The sequence below is a fragment of the Halpernia sp. GG3 genome, from assembly GCF_052976925.2.
Window position 1 is genome coordinate 307991 of record NZ_JBRIIR020000014.1, and the last position, 16384, is coordinate 324374.

The 16384-nt window shown below is 33.5% G+C and carries 13 protein-coding genes and 1 tRNA gene; 8 read left to right on the forward strand and 6 right to left on the reverse strand.

All coding sequences use genetic code 11. The features are described 5' to 3' along the window. Nucleotides 1–126: 126 nt before the first annotated feature. The 4 genes from ACVBED_RS08825 to fbp all read right to left on the reverse strand — a co-directional run bounded on the left by ACVBED_RS08825 (nucleotide 127) and on the right by fbp (nucleotide 3944). Nucleotides 127–816 (reverse strand): hypothetical protein, encoded by a 690-nt coding sequence (locus ACVBED_RS08825; protein WP_473094878.1) that lies wholly within the window; start codon nucleotides 814–816, stop codon nucleotides 127–129. A gap of 193 nt (nucleotides 817–1009) precedes the next feature. After that, nucleotides 1010–1738 carry a hypothetical protein gene (locus ACVBED_RS08830; RefSeq protein WP_447121510.1) on the reverse strand — a complete coding sequence of 243 codons (729 nt, stop codon included), beginning with the start codon at nucleotides 1736–1738 and terminating at the stop codon, nucleotides 1010–1012. A gap of 173 nt (nucleotides 1739–1911) precedes the next feature. Then, on the reverse strand, nucleotides 1912–2601 hold the full coding sequence (locus tag ACVBED_RS08835; RefSeq protein WP_447119731.1) for a hypothetical protein: 690 nt from the start codon (nucleotides 2599–2601) through the stop codon (nucleotides 1912–1914). A gap of 326 nt (nucleotides 2602–2927) precedes the next feature. Then, complete coding sequence (fbp, locus tag ACVBED_RS08840) at nucleotides 2928–3944, reverse strand: class 1 fructose-bisphosphatase (RefSeq protein ID WP_447121511.1); 1017 nt, start codon at nucleotides 3942–3944, stop codon at nucleotides 2928–2930. A 215-nt stretch (nucleotides 3945–4159) separates the two neighbouring features. Between fbp and ACVBED_RS08845 the strand changes: the two genes are divergently transcribed. The 6 genes from ACVBED_RS08845 to ACVBED_RS08870 all read left to right on the forward strand — a co-directional run bounded on the left by ACVBED_RS08845 (nucleotide 4160) and on the right by ACVBED_RS08870 (nucleotide 9614). Beyond that, nucleotides 4160–5398 carry an aspartate kinase gene (locus ACVBED_RS08845; protein WP_447121512.1) on the forward strand — a complete coding sequence of 413 codons (1239 nt, stop codon included), beginning with the start codon at nucleotides 4160–4162 and terminating at the stop codon, nucleotides 5396–5398. A gap of 13 nt (nucleotides 5399–5411) precedes the next feature. Continuing rightward, nucleotides 5412–7253 carry a lysophospholipid acyltransferase family protein gene (locus ACVBED_RS08850; protein WP_447121513.1) on the forward strand — a complete coding sequence of 614 codons (1842 nt, stop codon included), beginning with the start codon at nucleotides 5412–5414 and terminating at the stop codon, nucleotides 7251–7253. A 90-nt stretch (nucleotides 7254–7343) separates the two neighbouring features. Then, a tRNA-Phe gene (locus tag ACVBED_RS08855) sits at nucleotides 7344–7416 on the forward strand. A gap of 243 nt (nucleotides 7417–7659) precedes the next feature. Then, nucleotides 7660–8835, forward strand: a complete 1176-nt coding sequence (locus ACVBED_RS08860; protein ID WP_447121514.1) for a thioredoxin family protein — start codon at nucleotides 7660–7662, stop codon at nucleotides 8833–8835. Between the two features lie 2 nt (nucleotides 8836–8837). Further along, nucleotides 8838–9410: a DUF3575 domain-containing protein gene (locus ACVBED_RS08865; RefSeq protein ID WP_447121515.1), complete on the forward strand. Its 573-nt coding sequence runs from the start codon at nucleotides 8838–8840 to the stop codon at nucleotides 9408–9410. Further along, the gene (locus tag ACVBED_RS08870) at nucleotides 9411–9614 is read left to right on the forward strand and encodes a hypothetical protein (protein ID WP_447121516.1); all 204 of its coding nucleotides are present in this window, start codon (nucleotides 9411–9413) and stop codon (nucleotides 9612–9614) included. It abuts the gene before it with no gap. Nucleotides 9615–9631: 17 nt separating this feature from the next. Here the strand turns inward: ACVBED_RS08870 and ACVBED_RS08875 are convergent, their stop codons facing one another. Then, nucleotides 9632–10828: an exo-beta-N-acetylmuramidase NamZ family protein gene (locus ACVBED_RS08875; RefSeq protein ID WP_473094879.1), complete on the reverse strand. Its 1197-nt coding sequence runs from the start codon at nucleotides 10826–10828 to the stop codon at nucleotides 9632–9634. 4 nt (nucleotides 10829–10832) lie between these two features. Here ACVBED_RS08875 and ACVBED_RS08880 point away from each other — a divergent pair, with 4 nt between their 5' ends. Then, a complete protein-coding gene (locus ACVBED_RS08880; RefSeq protein ID WP_447121517.1) occupies nucleotides 10833–12062 on the forward strand; it encodes an ABC transporter permease in 1230 nt (409 codons plus the stop codon). 240 nt (nucleotides 12063–12302) lie between these two features. Continuing rightward, nucleotides 12303–13304, forward strand: a complete 1002-nt coding sequence (locus ACVBED_RS08885) for a PLP-dependent cysteine synthase family protein (protein WP_447121518.1) — start codon at nucleotides 12303–12305, stop codon at nucleotides 13302–13304. A 99-nt stretch (nucleotides 13305–13403) separates the two neighbouring features. Here the strand turns inward: ACVBED_RS08885 and ACVBED_RS08890 are convergent, their stop codons facing one another. Further along, nucleotides 13404–16283 carry a TonB-dependent receptor plug domain-containing protein gene (locus ACVBED_RS08890; protein ID WP_447121519.1) on the reverse strand — a complete coding sequence of 960 codons (2880 nt, stop codon included), beginning with the start codon at nucleotides 16281–16283 and terminating at the stop codon, nucleotides 13404–13406. Nucleotides 16284–16384: the final 101 nt, after the last annotated feature.

Sequence of the window (16384 nt, forward strand, 5' to 3'; positions counted from 1 at the left end):
TTTGGGACTAAATTAAGCCCTATTTTCGGATTTGCCAAATATTCCCAAATACAAAACCAACTTTAAATTAAGCCTAAAACTCCAATCTAGCCAAACGGCTGTTACCTGCTGTTTTTAACCCATTTTTCAACTGGTCAATAGATTAATTTCAAGTCCAAGAAATGGAGGTGGTAAATTAAGTCTTTTATTATAATCTTCATAAAAGGAAATTGCAGTTTGAACAGCCCATTGAGCAGCACCATGTCCAAAAAGTTTTTGCGTCCAAGTTGAACGGGTTCCTTCCGGAACCATTGCTGGGTCATACATAGGATTTAAAGAAAATCTCTTAGCAAACAACTTTTCTAATTCATGAAGTTCCTCAGGGTTATCTAATATTGTAGATGCTATAACTTCATTTGTGGGTTCATAATGGACTAATCTATTCCTCAAATTAAACAAATCAACAATTGGTTCATAAGGAGGTTTTTTTACGTCAAAATTAAAACAAGGAAGTTCAAGAAGAGAAAGAACCCTATTTAACTTTAACAGTGTAGGATCTTTAGTGAAAGATTTTTTCTGCTTAGACAATATTGATAAATATTCAGATGAAAGATTAGATGCTGCACCACCTTTGGCATTATCAACAGCATCAATTATCAATTCATTTATCATAGCCTCTAACGAAAAAGCAGACATAATAATTGCAGTAATAACATTGTAACGTAACTCTCGTTCTTTCTTCAAAATTTGGTTTGACTTTGCCTGACGTGCGAAGTAAGCAGCTGAAGCAAGATGATCGGGACCAAAATACATTCTTGCTGAAATTGAATAACCCATATTTAGATGTTTTAAAATTTAATCACTCTTTTCAATGAAAGTCGTCTCAAAATAGCAGGTAACGTTTTGCGGCTTTGCGATGGTGCGGATTAATATGACAAATCTTTCTATAATAAACAAATCTTCAAAAGATCTAAAATCTTTAAACTTGCGAAAATCCCGCACTATTGCAAAACCGCTGTTATCTGCAGTATTATTTAGGGATTTTGGCTTCCCTAAATATTCCACGTTCGGATAACTGGTTATTTTCTGTCTTGTATTTGGGTGTTAAAATATAATCAGAAATTTTTTCAATAGATTTTGTTTTAGGATTTAGTTGGACTTCCTTTGCAATCATTTTTATAATTTCTTTTCTTTCGTTTTGATATAAATATATTTCTCCTTTTTTGACTTTTAATTCATCCAAATGATTTTCTTCCAAACTTTCAACATCATTTAGGTTATAAAAATAGATACTGTCCTTTGTTTCTTTAAATTTGTCAAATTGGTATCTTCCTCCGTTTGAACTTTCAGAATATCCTTTATATTGATAAATAAGTGTCGTTAATTTTATTCCACTAAAATCTGATGATTCAATTTTCATTGGTTTGAAAATTGGGATACTTTTATAGTAAGGTTCACCGCACGTTCCGTAACAATCATGTGTTATTCCTTCTATACTCATTTTATTTGGGATTTCTGATAATTGATAAATTGGAAGAATACTTTTCACTACAACTTCAAACGTTTCTGTAGAATCTAAAATAATAAAACCATTTGGATTTGAGTCAAGTCCGCCCCAAGCGCTAAAATTATATATTACTTTTGAACTTCCTTCAATTTTCTGAACAAATAATTTATCAACTGTCCATTCCGTTTTTCCAAAACGACATCCATAGAATAAAAATAATGATATCGTTATTGGTAAAAATTTTACTTTCATTTACTAGCGGGATTTTTGGAAATATTGCAGATAACGTTTTGGGGCTTTGCGAAGAAGCGGATTTCGAAGCACTAAACTGTCTGCCAGCACTAAACTTGATACGAAGCACAAAGCTTCAATTAAGCACTGAACCCGCTTTTTTGCCAAACGCCTGTTAGCAGTGGTATTTCTATTCATAGCTTAATTTTTCGTCCTTCAATTTTACCGCTTTCAGTAAAGTTATCAAATTCCTGTCCTTCAATAATTGACCAACCGAGTTCTTTTATTTTGTTTTCGGTTAGCCGTTCGTTATTGTATTCCGTCAAGTGTAGATTTCCGTATTTGCATAAATGAAACTGAATTTGTTCGTCTTTGTCAAATAAGAAAATATATTCTGCCACACTTGGGTCGCAACGAGTTGTCCAAAAGAGAATTTCAATAAAGTCTGACAAACTGTAAATGTCAATTTGGAATGCTTCACTAAATGTCTTGTCGCCAACAATTTCTTCAAGTGTCTTGTATGCTTTTTTTAATGGCTTGAATTTGTTGTCTCTGTTTCCAAAAAAGTCCATTTTCAAGTGAGAAATTATTATGAAGTCTTTGACGTTTAATGTCTTAAATAACTCGGTTAGCTTTTCTGTTAATGTATCTGTGAAAGTGTCAATGTCTGAATGGTCTAAACCTATAATTTTATTAAAAGTCGAATAGTCAATTTCTTCATTCTTTATGCAGTCAAATTGTTCCCAATACAAATGTTCTTCGTTGTCGTCCTTGTAATATTGCAATATCTCTTCATCGTAAAACGCTTTCTGCATTTTAGTCAGTTCAGAGCCAATAATTCTCTTTGTCTTTACGATTTCCTTTCTTGTTATGAGTGTCGTCATAATATCACAGCTAACTCTCAAATATACGCAAGTTTTCAAAACTCACAAATTCATTTTCATTGCAATAAGGGATTATAGTTAGTATTTTATCATTTATTTATAAAAAATTATTACAAATACGCAACTTTATGCATGCAAATTCCGATACTTCTTTTTTCATCCAATTGCTCATAACTTGCTTTTGGTAAAAAGAAAAACTACCTGAAATTCTAGCCCCGATTGAAATGAAAATCCTTTTTTGCGCGAGCGAAGCGAGCGCAAAAAAGATTGCAATGGAAAGCGGGACAAAATTTGAAAAATCGCGAAAATTTTCTTGCTCCTAAAAATTAAGAATTATCTGCATTTCGCATGAATTCTTCTGCTTTTTCTACCATGGTAGAACTTCCGCAGAAAAAGGGCACTCTTTGGTGTAATTCGGTTGGTTCGATTTCTAAAACGCGTTGAAATCCGTCGCTACATTTTCCGCCGGCTTGTTCTGCTAAAAATGCCATCGGATTACATTCGTATAAAAGTCTTAATTTTCCGTTTGGCGATTGCGAAGTGGAAGGATAAATATAAATGCCGCCTTTGATCATATTTCTATGGAAATCTGAAACCAAGGAACCGATATATCTTGAAGTATATGGACGGTCTCCTTCTTCTTCCTGACAAAATTTGATGTAATCTTTTACGCCTTGTGGGAATTTGATATAATTGCCTTCGTTAATAGAATAAATTTTTCCGGTTTTGCTGAAGGTCATATTTGGATGAGATAAATAGAAAGTACCAATTGATGGATCTAATGTAAAGCCATTCACACCATTTCCAGTGGTGTAAACAATCATGGTAGAAGAACCATAAACAACATAACCTGCGGCAACTTGATTCACACCTTTTTGAAGGAAATCTCGTAATTCAACGGGTTGTCCAGGTTCTGAAACGCGCCGATAAATTGAAAAAATTGTTCCAACAGAGACGTTAACATCTATATTTGTAGAACCATCTAAAGGATCAATTAAGACGACATATTTGCTAAGATGTGCATTGTTACCACATTTTATTTCTAAAAATTCATCGTTTTCTTCTGAAGCTATTCCGCAAACAACTTCTCTTTGAGAAAGTGCTTCTATAAAGATTTCGTTTGCTAAAACATCCAATTTTTGCTGATCTTCTCCTTGTATATTTTGGTTTCCAGCTTGTCCGATAATTTCTGCAATTCCTGCTTTATTTACTTCTCGGTTGACTACTTTTGAAGCGAGACGAATGGCACTTAATAAACGGGAAAGTTCCCCGCTAGAATATTTAAAATCGTCTTGTTTCTCGATAAGAAATTCACCTAAAGTTTGAAAGGATTGCTCGGACATATTTGCATTTTTTAGTTGTTCACAAATTTGAGAAAACTTTTTTAGATTAAAGGTATTTCAGAGAAGTTTATCGTCTAAAAATAAGACATTAGTTTTGGAGGCGGAATCTGGAAAAGATAGTTTTAGTATCTCATTTTAAATCGATATTTTTGAAGGTTAAATACTTGGTATTATAGTGTATTTATATTGTAATAATTTGATTCATAAATAATTAAATGAAAATTTTTAAATTTGGTGGCGCTTCCGTAAAAGATGCAGAAAGTATAAAAAATGTAGCTGTAGTTCTAGGAACTGAGCATTTTTCCAATTGTCTTATTGTTGTTTCTGCTATGGGGAAAACAACAAATGCCCTAGAAAAGGTGGTAAAAAACTATTTTGAAAAGAAAAATTATGAAGTTGAAGTTGAAAATATTAAAATAAATCATCTTAAAATTACCACAGAATTATTTTCTAAAAATCACCCGGTTTTCGCTGAAATTGCTGTGTTTTTTGATGATATCAATTCCTTTTTACGCCGGAATAAATCGCCGAATTACAGTTTTGTTTATGATCAAGTTGTTAGTTGTGGTGAAATGATTTCATCTAAAATATTAAGTCAATATTTAAATGATGTTAATTTTAAAAATAATTGGCTGGATGCTAGGGATTATATTAAAACAGATTTTCAGTACCGCGAGGGACAGGTAAACTGGGACGAGACTGAGAAGAATATAAAAAATCTAAATACTTCTGAATGTTTTGTAACGCAAGGATTTATAGGTTCAGATGAAAATAATTTCACTGTAACTCTTGGCCGAGAAGGTTCTGATTATTCTGCTGCTATTTTCGCCTATTGTCTTAATGCAGATCATCTGACGATTTGGAAAGACGTTCCTGGCGTGATGACCGGCGATCCCAGAAAATTTGAAAATGTCACTCTTTTGTCTGAAATTTCTTATGAAGAAGCAATCGAAATGGCTTATTATGGAGCTTCAATTATTCATCCTAAAACTTTGCAACCTTTAAAACAAAAAAATATTCCTTTTTATGTAAAGTCTTTTATAGATCCGAAGAATGCAGGAACCAAAGTAAGCAACAGTGACGAAAATGAATACAAAGAAACTTATATTTTAAAAGAAGATCAATTGCTAATAAATGTTTCTACGAAGGATTTTTCTTTTATCGTAGAAGAGCATTTAAGTTTAATTTTTTCACTTCTGGCGAAATATAATATCAAAATTTCCTTGATGCAGAATTCTGCCATCTCTTTAGCAATGTGTTTAGAAGATAAATTTAAAAACATAAATTTGCTAAATGACGAACTTTATTTTCTATTTAATACCGAAATTACAAGCAACGTTTCTTTATTTACCATTAGAAACGCAGATCTAAAAAATATAGAAAAATTTTACAACGGTAAGAAAGTCCTTTTGGAACAGATTTCCAAACAAACTGTACAAATGGTAACTTGCTAAACAAAAACTAATCATGAGCTTAATTTCTAAACAGGATATTATTTCTGCAGCAGGTCTGCATAAAATTGGATTTCTCAAAAATCCAGTTGCCGCCGCAATTATGAAATTAACCAAGATTAATCAGGTAAATGCGATGTATGATTCACTTAAGCATCTGCGAGGCAAAGCATTTTTTGATGGTTGGGTTGAATATCGAAATTTGAAATACATCGTTTTTGCTGAAGATTTGGCAAAGATTCCTAAGGAGGGTCCTTTTATTGTGGTCAGTAATCATCCTCTGGGTGCAATTGATGGTGTTTTAATGCTAAAAATAATCATGGACATCCGACCGGATTTTAAGGTGATGGGGAATTTTCTTTTGGAAAAAATACAACCGATGCAGCCTTATGTAATTTCTGTAAACCCCTTCGAAAAGCGAAAAGATGCTTATAACAGTTCTACGGGAATGCGCGGGGCACTAGAACATTTACAAAAAGGTGGTTGTTTAGGAATTTTTCCCGCTGGGGAAGTTTCCAATACTAATAATGAATATGGTGAGATTTTAGATAAAAAATGGGAAAACACTTCTTTAAAATTAATTAAGCGCGCGAAAGTTCCTGTTGTTCCTATGTATTTCCATGCTAAAAATAGCCGTATATTTTATAAGGTTTCAAAAATACATCCTAATTTGCAGACCCTTTTATTACCTGCAGAAATGATGAACAAAAGAGAGAAACCAATACGTATAAGAATTGGAAAGCCGGCGAGTATAAAAATTTTGGAAGAATATGAAAGTATTGACGAACTGGGACAATTTTTACGGAACAAAGTTTATCGGCTAAAATCTTATTATGATAAGCGCAAAAGTCTACCTGAATTACTAAAAATACCGAATCTAGCGTTAAAATTTCCGATTCTCAAGTCTGCGAATATCATCCAAAATATTATTGACGAAACTCCTGTTCAAGATTTAATGGACGATATTAAATTGGTGAAAGAGAAAGATAAAATGCTTTTTAGCAACGGCAATTATGAGATGTATTTTGCTAAATATGAAGATATTCCTTTTATAATGAGGGAAATAGGCAGACAAAGAGAGTTAACATTTAGAAATATCGGTGAAGGAACTAATCTGCCATTTGATTTGGATAAATATGACCAATATTACCATCATTTATTTTTGTGGGACAGTTCCGCAAAAAGATTAGTGGGCGCTTATAGAATGGGTCTGGGAAGTGAGATCATGAAGAAATATGGGGTAGATGGTTTTTACACGAGTTCTTTGTTTGAGTTTGATTTGGAACTTCAGCCATTTTTTAGGAAAGTGATTGAGATGGGAAGAGCTTATATTTCCAAAGAATACCAACGAAAACCTTTGCCACTTTTCCTTTTGTGGCGTGGTATTGTACATGTTTGTCTTAGAAATCCTGAGCATAAATTTTTAATGGGGGGCGTTACGATTAGTGATAAATTCTCGGAATTTTCTAAATCATTGATGATAGAATTTATGCGTTCCCATTATTACGATGCTGCCGTTGCGCAATACGTGCATCCTAAAAACGAATTTAAAGTTCACCTGAAAGAGCGAGATAAAAACTTGTTTTTTGAAGAAATGGATTCAGACCTTAATAAATTGGATAAAATAATCGATGATCTGGAGCCAGAAATGCGGCTTCCAGTTTTAATTAAAAAATACATTAAGCAAAATGCAAAAGTAATTGCATTTAATGTAGATCCTACTTTTAATGATGCGATTGATGGATTGATGTATATTAGAATTAGTGATTTGCCAGAAAGTACTATTAAGCCCGTTTTAGAAGAAATGAGCGAGTATTACAGAAGGGAACAAGATAATATTGAAACTGAAAATCAGTAGGTTTGGGTTTTTTTTGTAAAAATATCGTAAATCATTTGGCACTTAGTGTAAAAGTTTTTATTTTTGCACCACTTTAAACAACAAAGTAATGGTTCCTTAGCTCAGTTGGTAGAGCAATGGACTGAAAATCCATGTGTCCCTGGTTCGAACCCTGGAGGAACCACAAAATTTAGTTTAAATATAATTTCCCTGCATTGTTAATGTGGGGAATTTTGATTTAAAAGATTCTTATTCGCTTATTTTAATGCAAACTATTTAGTGTTATAAATCGTACTTATTTAAGCAAAGTGTCCGTTTTGTTTATTACGTAATATCGTTTATTAAATATTTTTTTTTAACATTAATTATAATAAACAAAGTCCGGTAACCCGAATTAATTTTTAACTTTGTGAATTAAAATATTTAAATGAATAAAATAAAATATATATTTTTCCTATTACTTTCTGTACAGATCTTTTCACAAGAATCTATCAATTTCTCACAAAAACCTTTCGCCGAACTTTTATCCCAAGCAAAAGCTGAAAAAAAATTAATTTTTCTGGACGCTTACGCCTCATGGTGTGGACCCTGCAAATTGCTTGAAAAAAATGTCTTTCCGCAAACTGATGTCAAAGAATTTTACAATAAAACATTTATCAATACGCATATTGATATGGAAAAAGGGGAAGGGCCTGCTCTTGCGCAAAAATATATGATCCGTTCCTACCCAAGTTTATTGTTCATAAATGGCGATGGTGAAATCATTCAAAAAGCCTTAGGCTATATGGGCCAAGAGGATTTTTTAGCTTTAGGTAAAGAAGTAGGAAATCCAATGAATGCTGTTGAATCTCCTAAAAGTCTATTTGAAAAAGGTAACAAAGATCCCCAATTTTTAGAAACGATCATTAAAAATAATGCCAATTCCGATTATCCCTTTGCTAAGAAAGCTGCGGAGCGATACTTTGACGTAAAGAATGGTAAAGAATTAACCAAAAATGAGGTTTCTTATATTTTGTATTTTATCAAATCTACCAAAGATCCCCTTTATAAAGTTTTTTCAAATAGTAAAGATCAGATTTTAAAATCTATTCCCCTGGAAACTTATACGCAATTTGATCAGCAAATAAAACTTTCGGAAGTTTTGGAGGCGTCTGTGGATCAGTCTACAGGTAAAATCGATGAAGAACAATATTTTAAAAATGCAATACCAATTGTCGGGAAATTAGAGGCAGGAAAAGCCCTAAATCGATTGAAAATTTCACTCTTCCCGCAAACTGGCGACATTGCTTCGTATGAAAAAGCAGCATTGCAGTATTATAAAAATCCTGATAATTTTTCCGGAAAGGAGTTGGATCAAGCTGCGTGGATTTTTAGTCAAAATGTAACAGATGTGACATCACTTAATGAAGCAAAAATGTGGGCAGAAAAATCTGTTATGAAAGGCGAGAATCCCGAAAACACATATATTTTGGCCAAACTCTACCAAAAAACAGGAGACCTTCAAAAAGCAAAGTCTTTCGCGAAAATGTCTGCCGATATCTCAGCGCAATCTGGTGACGATTCAAGTTTATCAGCTGCATTATTAACCGATTTAAATAAATAACTTTGAAAAAATTCTTAGGTTTAACTTTGCTTTTTTTTACACTATCTTTTTTTGCACAGAAGCAAAAGGCTTTATATGTAAAAGGCAATGCGTTATTTTTACCGATTGGCATTTTAAACGCTGGTTTAGAATATCAACTTAGTACACATTACACCGCACAAGCAGATTTTTTGATTTCGCCTTGGAAATCATTTGCGGGAAGCCACGCGCAGGTTTTTATGGGACATTTAGAAGGGCGGTATTATTTTAACGAAGCTTTTAAACACTGGTATGTAGGAGGTAATATTGGGTCTGCCATTTATGATATCCAGAAATATAATTATATCGGGACCAATCAATATCAACGGGGTTTTAACATAATGGCTGGCGCAACGGTTGGTTATCAAATGAAATGGAAAGAGAATTGGAATATAGATCTTTATATTGGCGGTGGAAATTCTCAGGGTTTTTATCATGGTTACGAAACTATAGCACCTAATGTTGTTGTAAGATATGATGGCGCAAATAAATGGAATAAAAGTGGAGAATGGATTCCATATCGCGGTGGAATAATGATTGCGTATAAATTAAAATAAATGGATATAAAAAGTAAAAGATATTTATTAGTCGCACTTTTAACGTTCATTATTTTATTTTTTATGAATTATGTTGGAAGTACGTATCCAGACAAAATCCCACGTGCTCTAATGACAGCTGGTGCAGGCGTTATAGGTCTCACGATTGCAATGTGGTACATGCATCGCACCAAAAAAAATGATACTTTTGATGAGTTTGATTAATGAGTTTCACTGATACTTTAATCCTTATAAATTATATATTTTTCTCTTATTTTCTGAAATTTTGTTAAATCTTTTTGCCAAGATTTTCTAATTTCAACTTCTGGGATTTTTGCAATAATTTGCTTTCTAAGTTTATCGGTTCCAGCCAATTTATCGAAAAATAAATTTTTTAAGAAAAAGTCTTGCGTTGGATTTTTATAATCTGAATAAGATTTAATTAGCCATTTTAAATTAATTTCTCTTAAAGCTAAATTTTTATTTGAAAGGTTTTCACCGTAGCAAATTTGTCCGTTTAGAAACGGATCTTTTGCGCCCGAACTTGGTTTTGGTATAAATTGATATGGGAAATTTTTCGTCCACGGACTGCCGAATATCTGAAAAGGCAAATCTGTGCCGCGACCGACAGAAACTTGCGTACCTTCAAAAAAACAAAGCGAAGGATAAAGATTGATTGATTGAGCATTAGGTAAATTCGGTGAGGGTTTTTCAGAAAATTCATAGCGTTGTTTTTTGTGATAATTTTGCATCGGAATCAAAGTGTATTTTGCTTGAACACCGTTTTTTAGCCAATGTTCGCCATTTACCATTTTTCCATATTCGCCAATTGTTAAACCGTAAACCACCGGAATCTGGTGCAATCCCACAAAACTAGAATATTCTGGTTTGAGAACTGGACCATCAATAAAACCATCATTCGGGTTTGGTCGGTCTAAAACTATTACTTCTAAATTGTTTTCCGCGGCTGCTTCCATTAAATAACTTAAAGTAGAAATGTAAGTATAAAATCTCACGCCCACATCTTGAATGTCAAAAACTACGATATCTATATCTTTTAATTGTTCCGGTTTTGGTTTTTTATTATCACCATAAAGTGAAATAATTGGAATTCCCGTTTTTGAATCTAAGCCATTTTTCACATGTTCTCCTGCATCTGCGTCACCCCGAAAACCATGCTCTGGCGCAAAAATTCTTTTAATGTTAATTTTATTTTTAAGTAAAAAATCGACTAAGAAAGTTCTGTCGTGCATTAAACCTGTTTGGTTTGTGAGAACGGCTACATTTTTATTTTTTAAAAGTGGAAGGTAAAGTTCGGGTTGATCAGCGCCCGTTTTAAAAATGGTTTTATCTGAATTTTGGGCACAAAAGAATGAAGAGAAGCCAAAATAAATTAGGCAAATCAGAAGTAAAGCTTTAATTTTGAGTTTTAAATTCATTTTATTGAAATTTCCATTATATTTTTCTAAAAAAATCGCGTTTTCCAAAGATAATAAAAATAATCTTTCACGGGTGATTGTCTTTATTGGCAGGCTTTCTGTGGCTTTAGGAATCATAGTTTCTTTAATTACCGTTTCTACTGGTTTGGGTTCAAAAAAAGCCATCAAAGAAAAATTATCAGATTTTAGCGGGCACATTTCCATTAAATCTACACGCTCAAATTCTTCCTATAATTCTACAATAATTGAGCAGAAAAATTTCTATCCGGATAAAATAAAAGAAATCCCTGAGGTTGAAAGCATTCAGAAATACGCTACTGTTAGTGGAATTCTCAGGAATAAAGATAATTTTGCTGGTATTATTTTTAAAGGTGTCGGGAAAGATTTTGATGCAGAACGATTTAAGAAATTTCTGACTGCAGGTGTTTCGCCAAAAATCACAGAAGTAGGCTTTAGTAATGAAATTGCTATTTCGCAGAGAATAGCAAATGATTTGCATTTGAAAGTGAATGACAGTATCGTAGCGATTTTTTCAAAAGAAAACAAGAATCCTATTTATCGCAAATTTGAAGTTGTTGGTATTTACAAAACCGATATAAAAATGATTGATGATCTGTTCATTATTGGAGGTATCAATCAAGTAAGAAAAATTCAAGAAATGGGACCAAATGATATTGGTGGAATGGATATTTTCTTAAAAAATATTAACAATATTGATGAGGTTTTCCCTAAAGTTGAAAAACTAGTTGGTTTAAAAAATTATGCTGAAAAAGCAACTGATAAATATCCCGAGATTCTGGAATGGATTAATATATTCGATGTTAATATTGCATTAATTATTGCCATAATGTTAATCGTGGTGGTCATAAATATAATAATGGTTCTTTTAATTTTAATTATTGAACGAACCAATTCTATCGGGATTTTGAAAACTTTAGGCACTACAAACGGACAAATTCGCTCCATATTTATAAACTATACTTTACTGATCATGGTTCCGGGTATTATAATCGGTAATATAATCGGTATCGGCTTGCTTCTACTTCAAAAATATTTTGGATTGATTACTTTAAATCCAGAAAATTATTACGTAAGTGTTGTCCCTGTAGATTTAAATCCGCTCTATACTTTTCTAATATCTGCCGGAATTCTTGTGGTTTCTGCACTGTCACTAATTTTACCGAGTTTCCTTATCAGTAAAATTTCTCCTGTAAAAGCAATCAAATATAAATAGAACTGGAAAAAATTTAGTAGTTTAATATTTTAACAATGTATTTATTCGGCTAAAAATCATTTTTTCACATTAAGGGAATTCTTCTTTTTTTCGTAAATTTGCAGTCGGAAAAGACGACAAACCTATTACTAGCCCTGATTGCAACGGCATTATAAAACCGAGAAGCGGTTTTATAATATAGTGGAAAGCAGGACTAATGTTTTAGGAATAATTAAGCGTCTTGCTCCAAAAAAATAAAGTATGAAATACGCAAAAAATATTTTAGAAACTATTGGTAATACACCTTTGGTGAAATTAAACAAAGTTTTAGGTGAAGATTTTCCCGCTTTGGTTTTGGCAAAAGTAGAAACTTTTAATCCGGGAAATTCTGTAAAAGACAGAATGGCGGTGAAAATGGTAGAAGATGCTGAAAAAGACGGTCGCTTGAAACCCGGCGGAACTATTATTGAAGGCACTTCCGGTAATACTGGAATGGGTCTGGCTTTGGTGGCAATCATCAAAGGATACAAATGCATATTTGTAACGAATGCGAAACAATCTAAAGAAAAATGTGATATTTTGCGCGCAATGGGTGCGAAAGTTATCGTTTGTCCAACAGACGTAAAACCCACTGATCCAAGATCTTATTACAGCGTTTCTAAACGTTTGGCTTCAGAAACTGAAAATGGATGGTACGTGAATCAGTATGATAATCTATCTAACCGGCAAGCGCATTATGAAAGTACAGCGCCAGAAATTTGGGATCAAACCGAGGGAAAATTGACTCATTTCTTAGTGGGCGCTGGAACTGGAGGCACGATAACCGGCTGTGGAAAATTTTTTAAAGAAAGAAATAAAAACATTCAGGTGATTGGCGTGGATACTTACGGTTCAATTCTGAAAGAATACCATGACACGGGAATTTTAGACTTGAGTAAAGCTTATTCTTATATCACAGAAGGCATTGGGGAAGATATTATTCCGGAAAACTTTGATATGACCGTTATTGATCATTTCGAAAAAGTGACTGATAAAGATGGCGCAATTTACGCGAGAAAATTAGCCAAAGAAGAAGGGATTTTTTGTGGTTATTCTGCGGGAAGTGCCATGGCTGCTTTGGTTCAGATGAAAGATCAGTTTACCAAAGATGATATTATCGTTGTGCTTTTGCATGACCACGGTTCGCGTTACGTCGCCAAAATTTATAATGATGAGTGGATGAAAGAACAAGGTTGGTTAGAGCAAGACGAAAAAGTCTCTTAGACAAAGGGAATGAAATTTTTGAAAAAGAAATGAAAATAAATAATGCATAAAAATCCCCGGTAAGCCAAGCTTATCGGGGATTAAATTTAAATTAAAAATTTAAAAACTATAGTTTACTCTTAAAAATAAGTAACGTCCGTTTTGTCCAAATTGTGAAGTATTTCTGGAATATTGAAATTGATTATTATTAGAAAGATCGACTATAGAAGCGCCAGATTTGTAATCTCCTGGAATAGTTGCAATTGTGCCTCCAGGTCCTGGTAAAAATACTTTTGTCCCCGCTGTATTCGTATAGCTGTATTTACCATTGGAATCTGGTCTAAAAACAACTTGAGTTTTTAAATTTTGATCTGGATAAATATCAAATATATTATTTGATCCTACAGTTAATTTCAATTTAGAATTTACAGAGTAAGTAACTGACATATCTGTGATAGTTTTTGCTTTCCAAACTGGATGTTCGGTTTCTACAAATTGACCATTGATTAAAGAATTTGCAATATAACCATCACCATTCACATCAGCTGTATTTGGGTCTGTTACTTTACCAAAGTAACTTTCGCGCAAGAAAATATCCCATTTTTTTACTGTTAAAATATTCATTAAATTCACTTTTACTCTTGGCACAGCTTCTTCCATATAAATCCTAGTGGCTTCAGAATAGTATTTATTTATTTGTCCACCTGCAACTAATACAGGAGACCCATTAATATCGCCAACTCTTTCAGTTTTGCTCATTGTTCCGGCTAAAGTCGTATTTAAAGTAAAATCTTCGTATTTAAATTTATTACTGATTACAACATCAAGGCCTCTAGATTGCGTATTGACTGCATTACTAAAGAAAGTCGCTGTTTGCGCACCTACACTATTAAAATCTGCCACTAGTTGTGGAGTAGTAGGTGTAAAGCCGTCGGTTAGAACTACCCGATCTTTTATTTTAATATAATAACCATCGACTGCTAAAGTAAGATTGGTATTGGGAACTCTATAAGTAGTACCTAAACTGTAATTATTAGATTCTTCTTGTTTTAAGTTTGGAATTCCTAAAGCATTTGCCACTATTCCGCCATTTCTAAAAGTACCCACCTCAAAAGCAGTGCCGCCAATAAACTGAGTTGAAGTAGAACTGTAATTGATCTGAGCTAAAGATGGTGCTCTAAATCCAGTAGAGATTGCACCTCTAAAATTTAAATTATCTGTAGCTTTTACCCTCGTGGCAAATTTATAGTTGAAAGTAGATCCAAAATCCGAGTAATTTTCATATCTCAAAGCACCACTTACTAATAGCCACTTATTAATATCTAATTCAGTATCCAGATATCCGGCAAATGATCTTCTGCCATTATTTACTTGATTAACCGCTCTAAAACCGGGGAAAACTTGTGCTCCACCAGGTCTGTAATTTCCAAAGAAATCGGTTGGTCTTGAAAGGTTGGGTGTCGAAGTTCCTGCATAAACGCTTCCATCACTATTATAGGTTGCATAAGAATTTTCTGCACCAGGTTTGATTATATATCTTTCCAATCGGGCTTCTGCGCCGAAGGCGATATTTAATCCATTCAACACATCAACCTTTTTTACAAAATCTAAATTTGTGGTATTCTGTTGGAATTTTAATCTTCCAGCGTCAAATGAAGTTGGTGAGTTGATACCTAGGGTGACATTTGCTGTATTTTTAATTGTATAATCAAAAGTGTTAACGCCGAAAGTATTACTTAAATCATAATCAACACCGATTATTTTTCCTCTAAGACCAGTTGCAAAGGAATAATCAATTACTCGTGAGGCTATTTCCGGTAGGAAACCATTAGGGTATAAAGATGTTATTGCGCGGGATTGATCTGGTCTTCTGTAAAAACCTGCGGCGTTACCATCGCGATTACTGTAACCTCCGAATAAATAAAATTTATTATTCTCATTAATTGGATATTCTGAATTTACAAAAAACTGGGTGCTCGATAGTCTAGATTGTCCCACACGCATATTAAAATCTCTTCTTTGCAAACCACGTGCTTTTAATTCATCTAAAGAAGTGTCAAATTTTAAGGCATTTTGCATATCTGCAAGTGTTGAAGCGCTTTGTATAGCTGTATTCTGTGCAGAAGTAAAATAGCTTACTTGGTTAGCGCTGGTTTTTATAATATTAAATAAATTAGATTGCTGTGTTCCGGACAGCGCATTAATATTAGAAAACATTGAAGTTATATTATTTCCACTAGCTAGTGCCACGCGCTCTACAGAATTATAAGCATTGAACATAGTACCGTTATAATCAGTAGCTCTGCTTGTAGAATCTCTCCAATTGAAACTGCCCGTTATATTTATAAAACCTTTGTTTCCAAATAGTCTGGTTCCATAATTCGCATCAAGTTGGCTTTTTGTGCCGTCCCAACCGCCACGGTGATCGTTTGATCCTTCTGAAGCATTTCCGCCACCAGAAAGTGAAAGAGCGAGATTGTTGGTTGCACGTTTCATGACTAAATTTATAACACCTGCAATAGCATCTGAGCCGTATTGTGCTGCAGCACCATCTCTTAAAACTTCAATTCTTTCAACTGCAAACGCGGGAATAGCATTTAAGTCAGTACCTACCGAACCTCTCCCTGGTGATCCATTAACGTTTACGAGCGCTGAACTGTGTTGACGCTTTCCGTTTAGCAACATTAAAGTTTGGTCTGGTCCGAGCCCTCTTAACTGGGCTGGATCTACGTGATCAGTTCCATCTGCAACAGTTGTTGTATTGGAGGTAAATGAGGGCGCTACATAATTTAAAATTTGAGTTAAATCCGTTTGAGGCGCTGATACAGAAAGATCTTTCATTAGTAAAACATCAATCGGCACCGGGGAATCAGTTACGACTCTACTTTTGTTTCGAGATCCGATTGTTATTCGAACTTCTTCTACATCATTTGTCTTTAAAGTATCTTTTTTTGTTTCTTGTGCGTAAGAAAATGCGGCGGCTGAGGTTAAAGCACTCATTAAAAGTGTTTTTTGAAAATAAAGTTTCCACATGATAATTAATTTTTAAAGTTATTGAACAAATGTAAATAAATTAATAATTAATTAAGTTAAAAATAGAG

Excerpts from the sequence above, each read along its gene's own strand:
- ACVBED_RS08860 (WP_447121514.1), top strand. The coding sequence starts at position 7,660 with ATGAATAAAATAAAATATATATTTTTCCTATTACTTTCTGTACAGATC.
- ACVBED_RS08890 (WP_447121519.1), bottom strand. The coding sequence starts at position 16,283 with ATGAGTGCTTTAACCTCAGCCGCCGCATTTTCTTACGCACAAGAAACA.
- ACVBED_RS08875 (WP_473094879.1), bottom strand. The coding sequence starts at position 10,828 with ATGAATTTAAAACTCAAAATTAAAGCTTTACTTCTGATTTGCCTAATT.
- ACVBED_RS08835 (WP_447119731.1), bottom strand. The coding sequence starts at position 2,601 with ATGACGACACTCATAACAAGAAAGGAAATCGTAAAGACAAAGAGAATT.
- ACVBED_RS08885 (WP_447121518.1), top strand. The coding sequence starts at position 12,303 with ATGAAATACGCAAAAAATATTTTAGAAACTATTGGTAATACACCTTTG.
- ACVBED_RS08830 (WP_447121510.1), bottom strand. The coding sequence starts at position 1,738 with ATGAAAGTAAAATTTTTACCAATAACGATATCATTATTTTTATTCTAT.
- ACVBED_RS08870 (WP_447121516.1), top strand. The coding sequence starts at position 9,411 with ATGGATATAAAAAGTAAAAGATATTTATTAGTCGCACTTTTAACGTTC.
- ACVBED_RS08845 (WP_447121512.1), top strand. The coding sequence starts at position 4,160 with ATGAAAATTTTTAAATTTGGTGGCGCTTCCGTAAAAGATGCAGAAAGT.
- fbp (WP_447121511.1), bottom strand. The coding sequence starts at position 3,944 with ATGTCCGAGCAATCCTTTCAAACTTTAGGTGAATTTCTTATCGAGAAA.
- ACVBED_RS08850 (WP_447121513.1), top strand. The coding sequence starts at position 5,412 with ATGAGCTTAATTTCTAAACAGGATATTATTTCTGCAGCAGGTCTGCAT.
- ACVBED_RS08825 (WP_473094878.1), bottom strand. The coding sequence starts at position 816 with ATGGGTTATTCAATTTCAGCAAGAATGTATTTTGGTCCCGATCATCTT.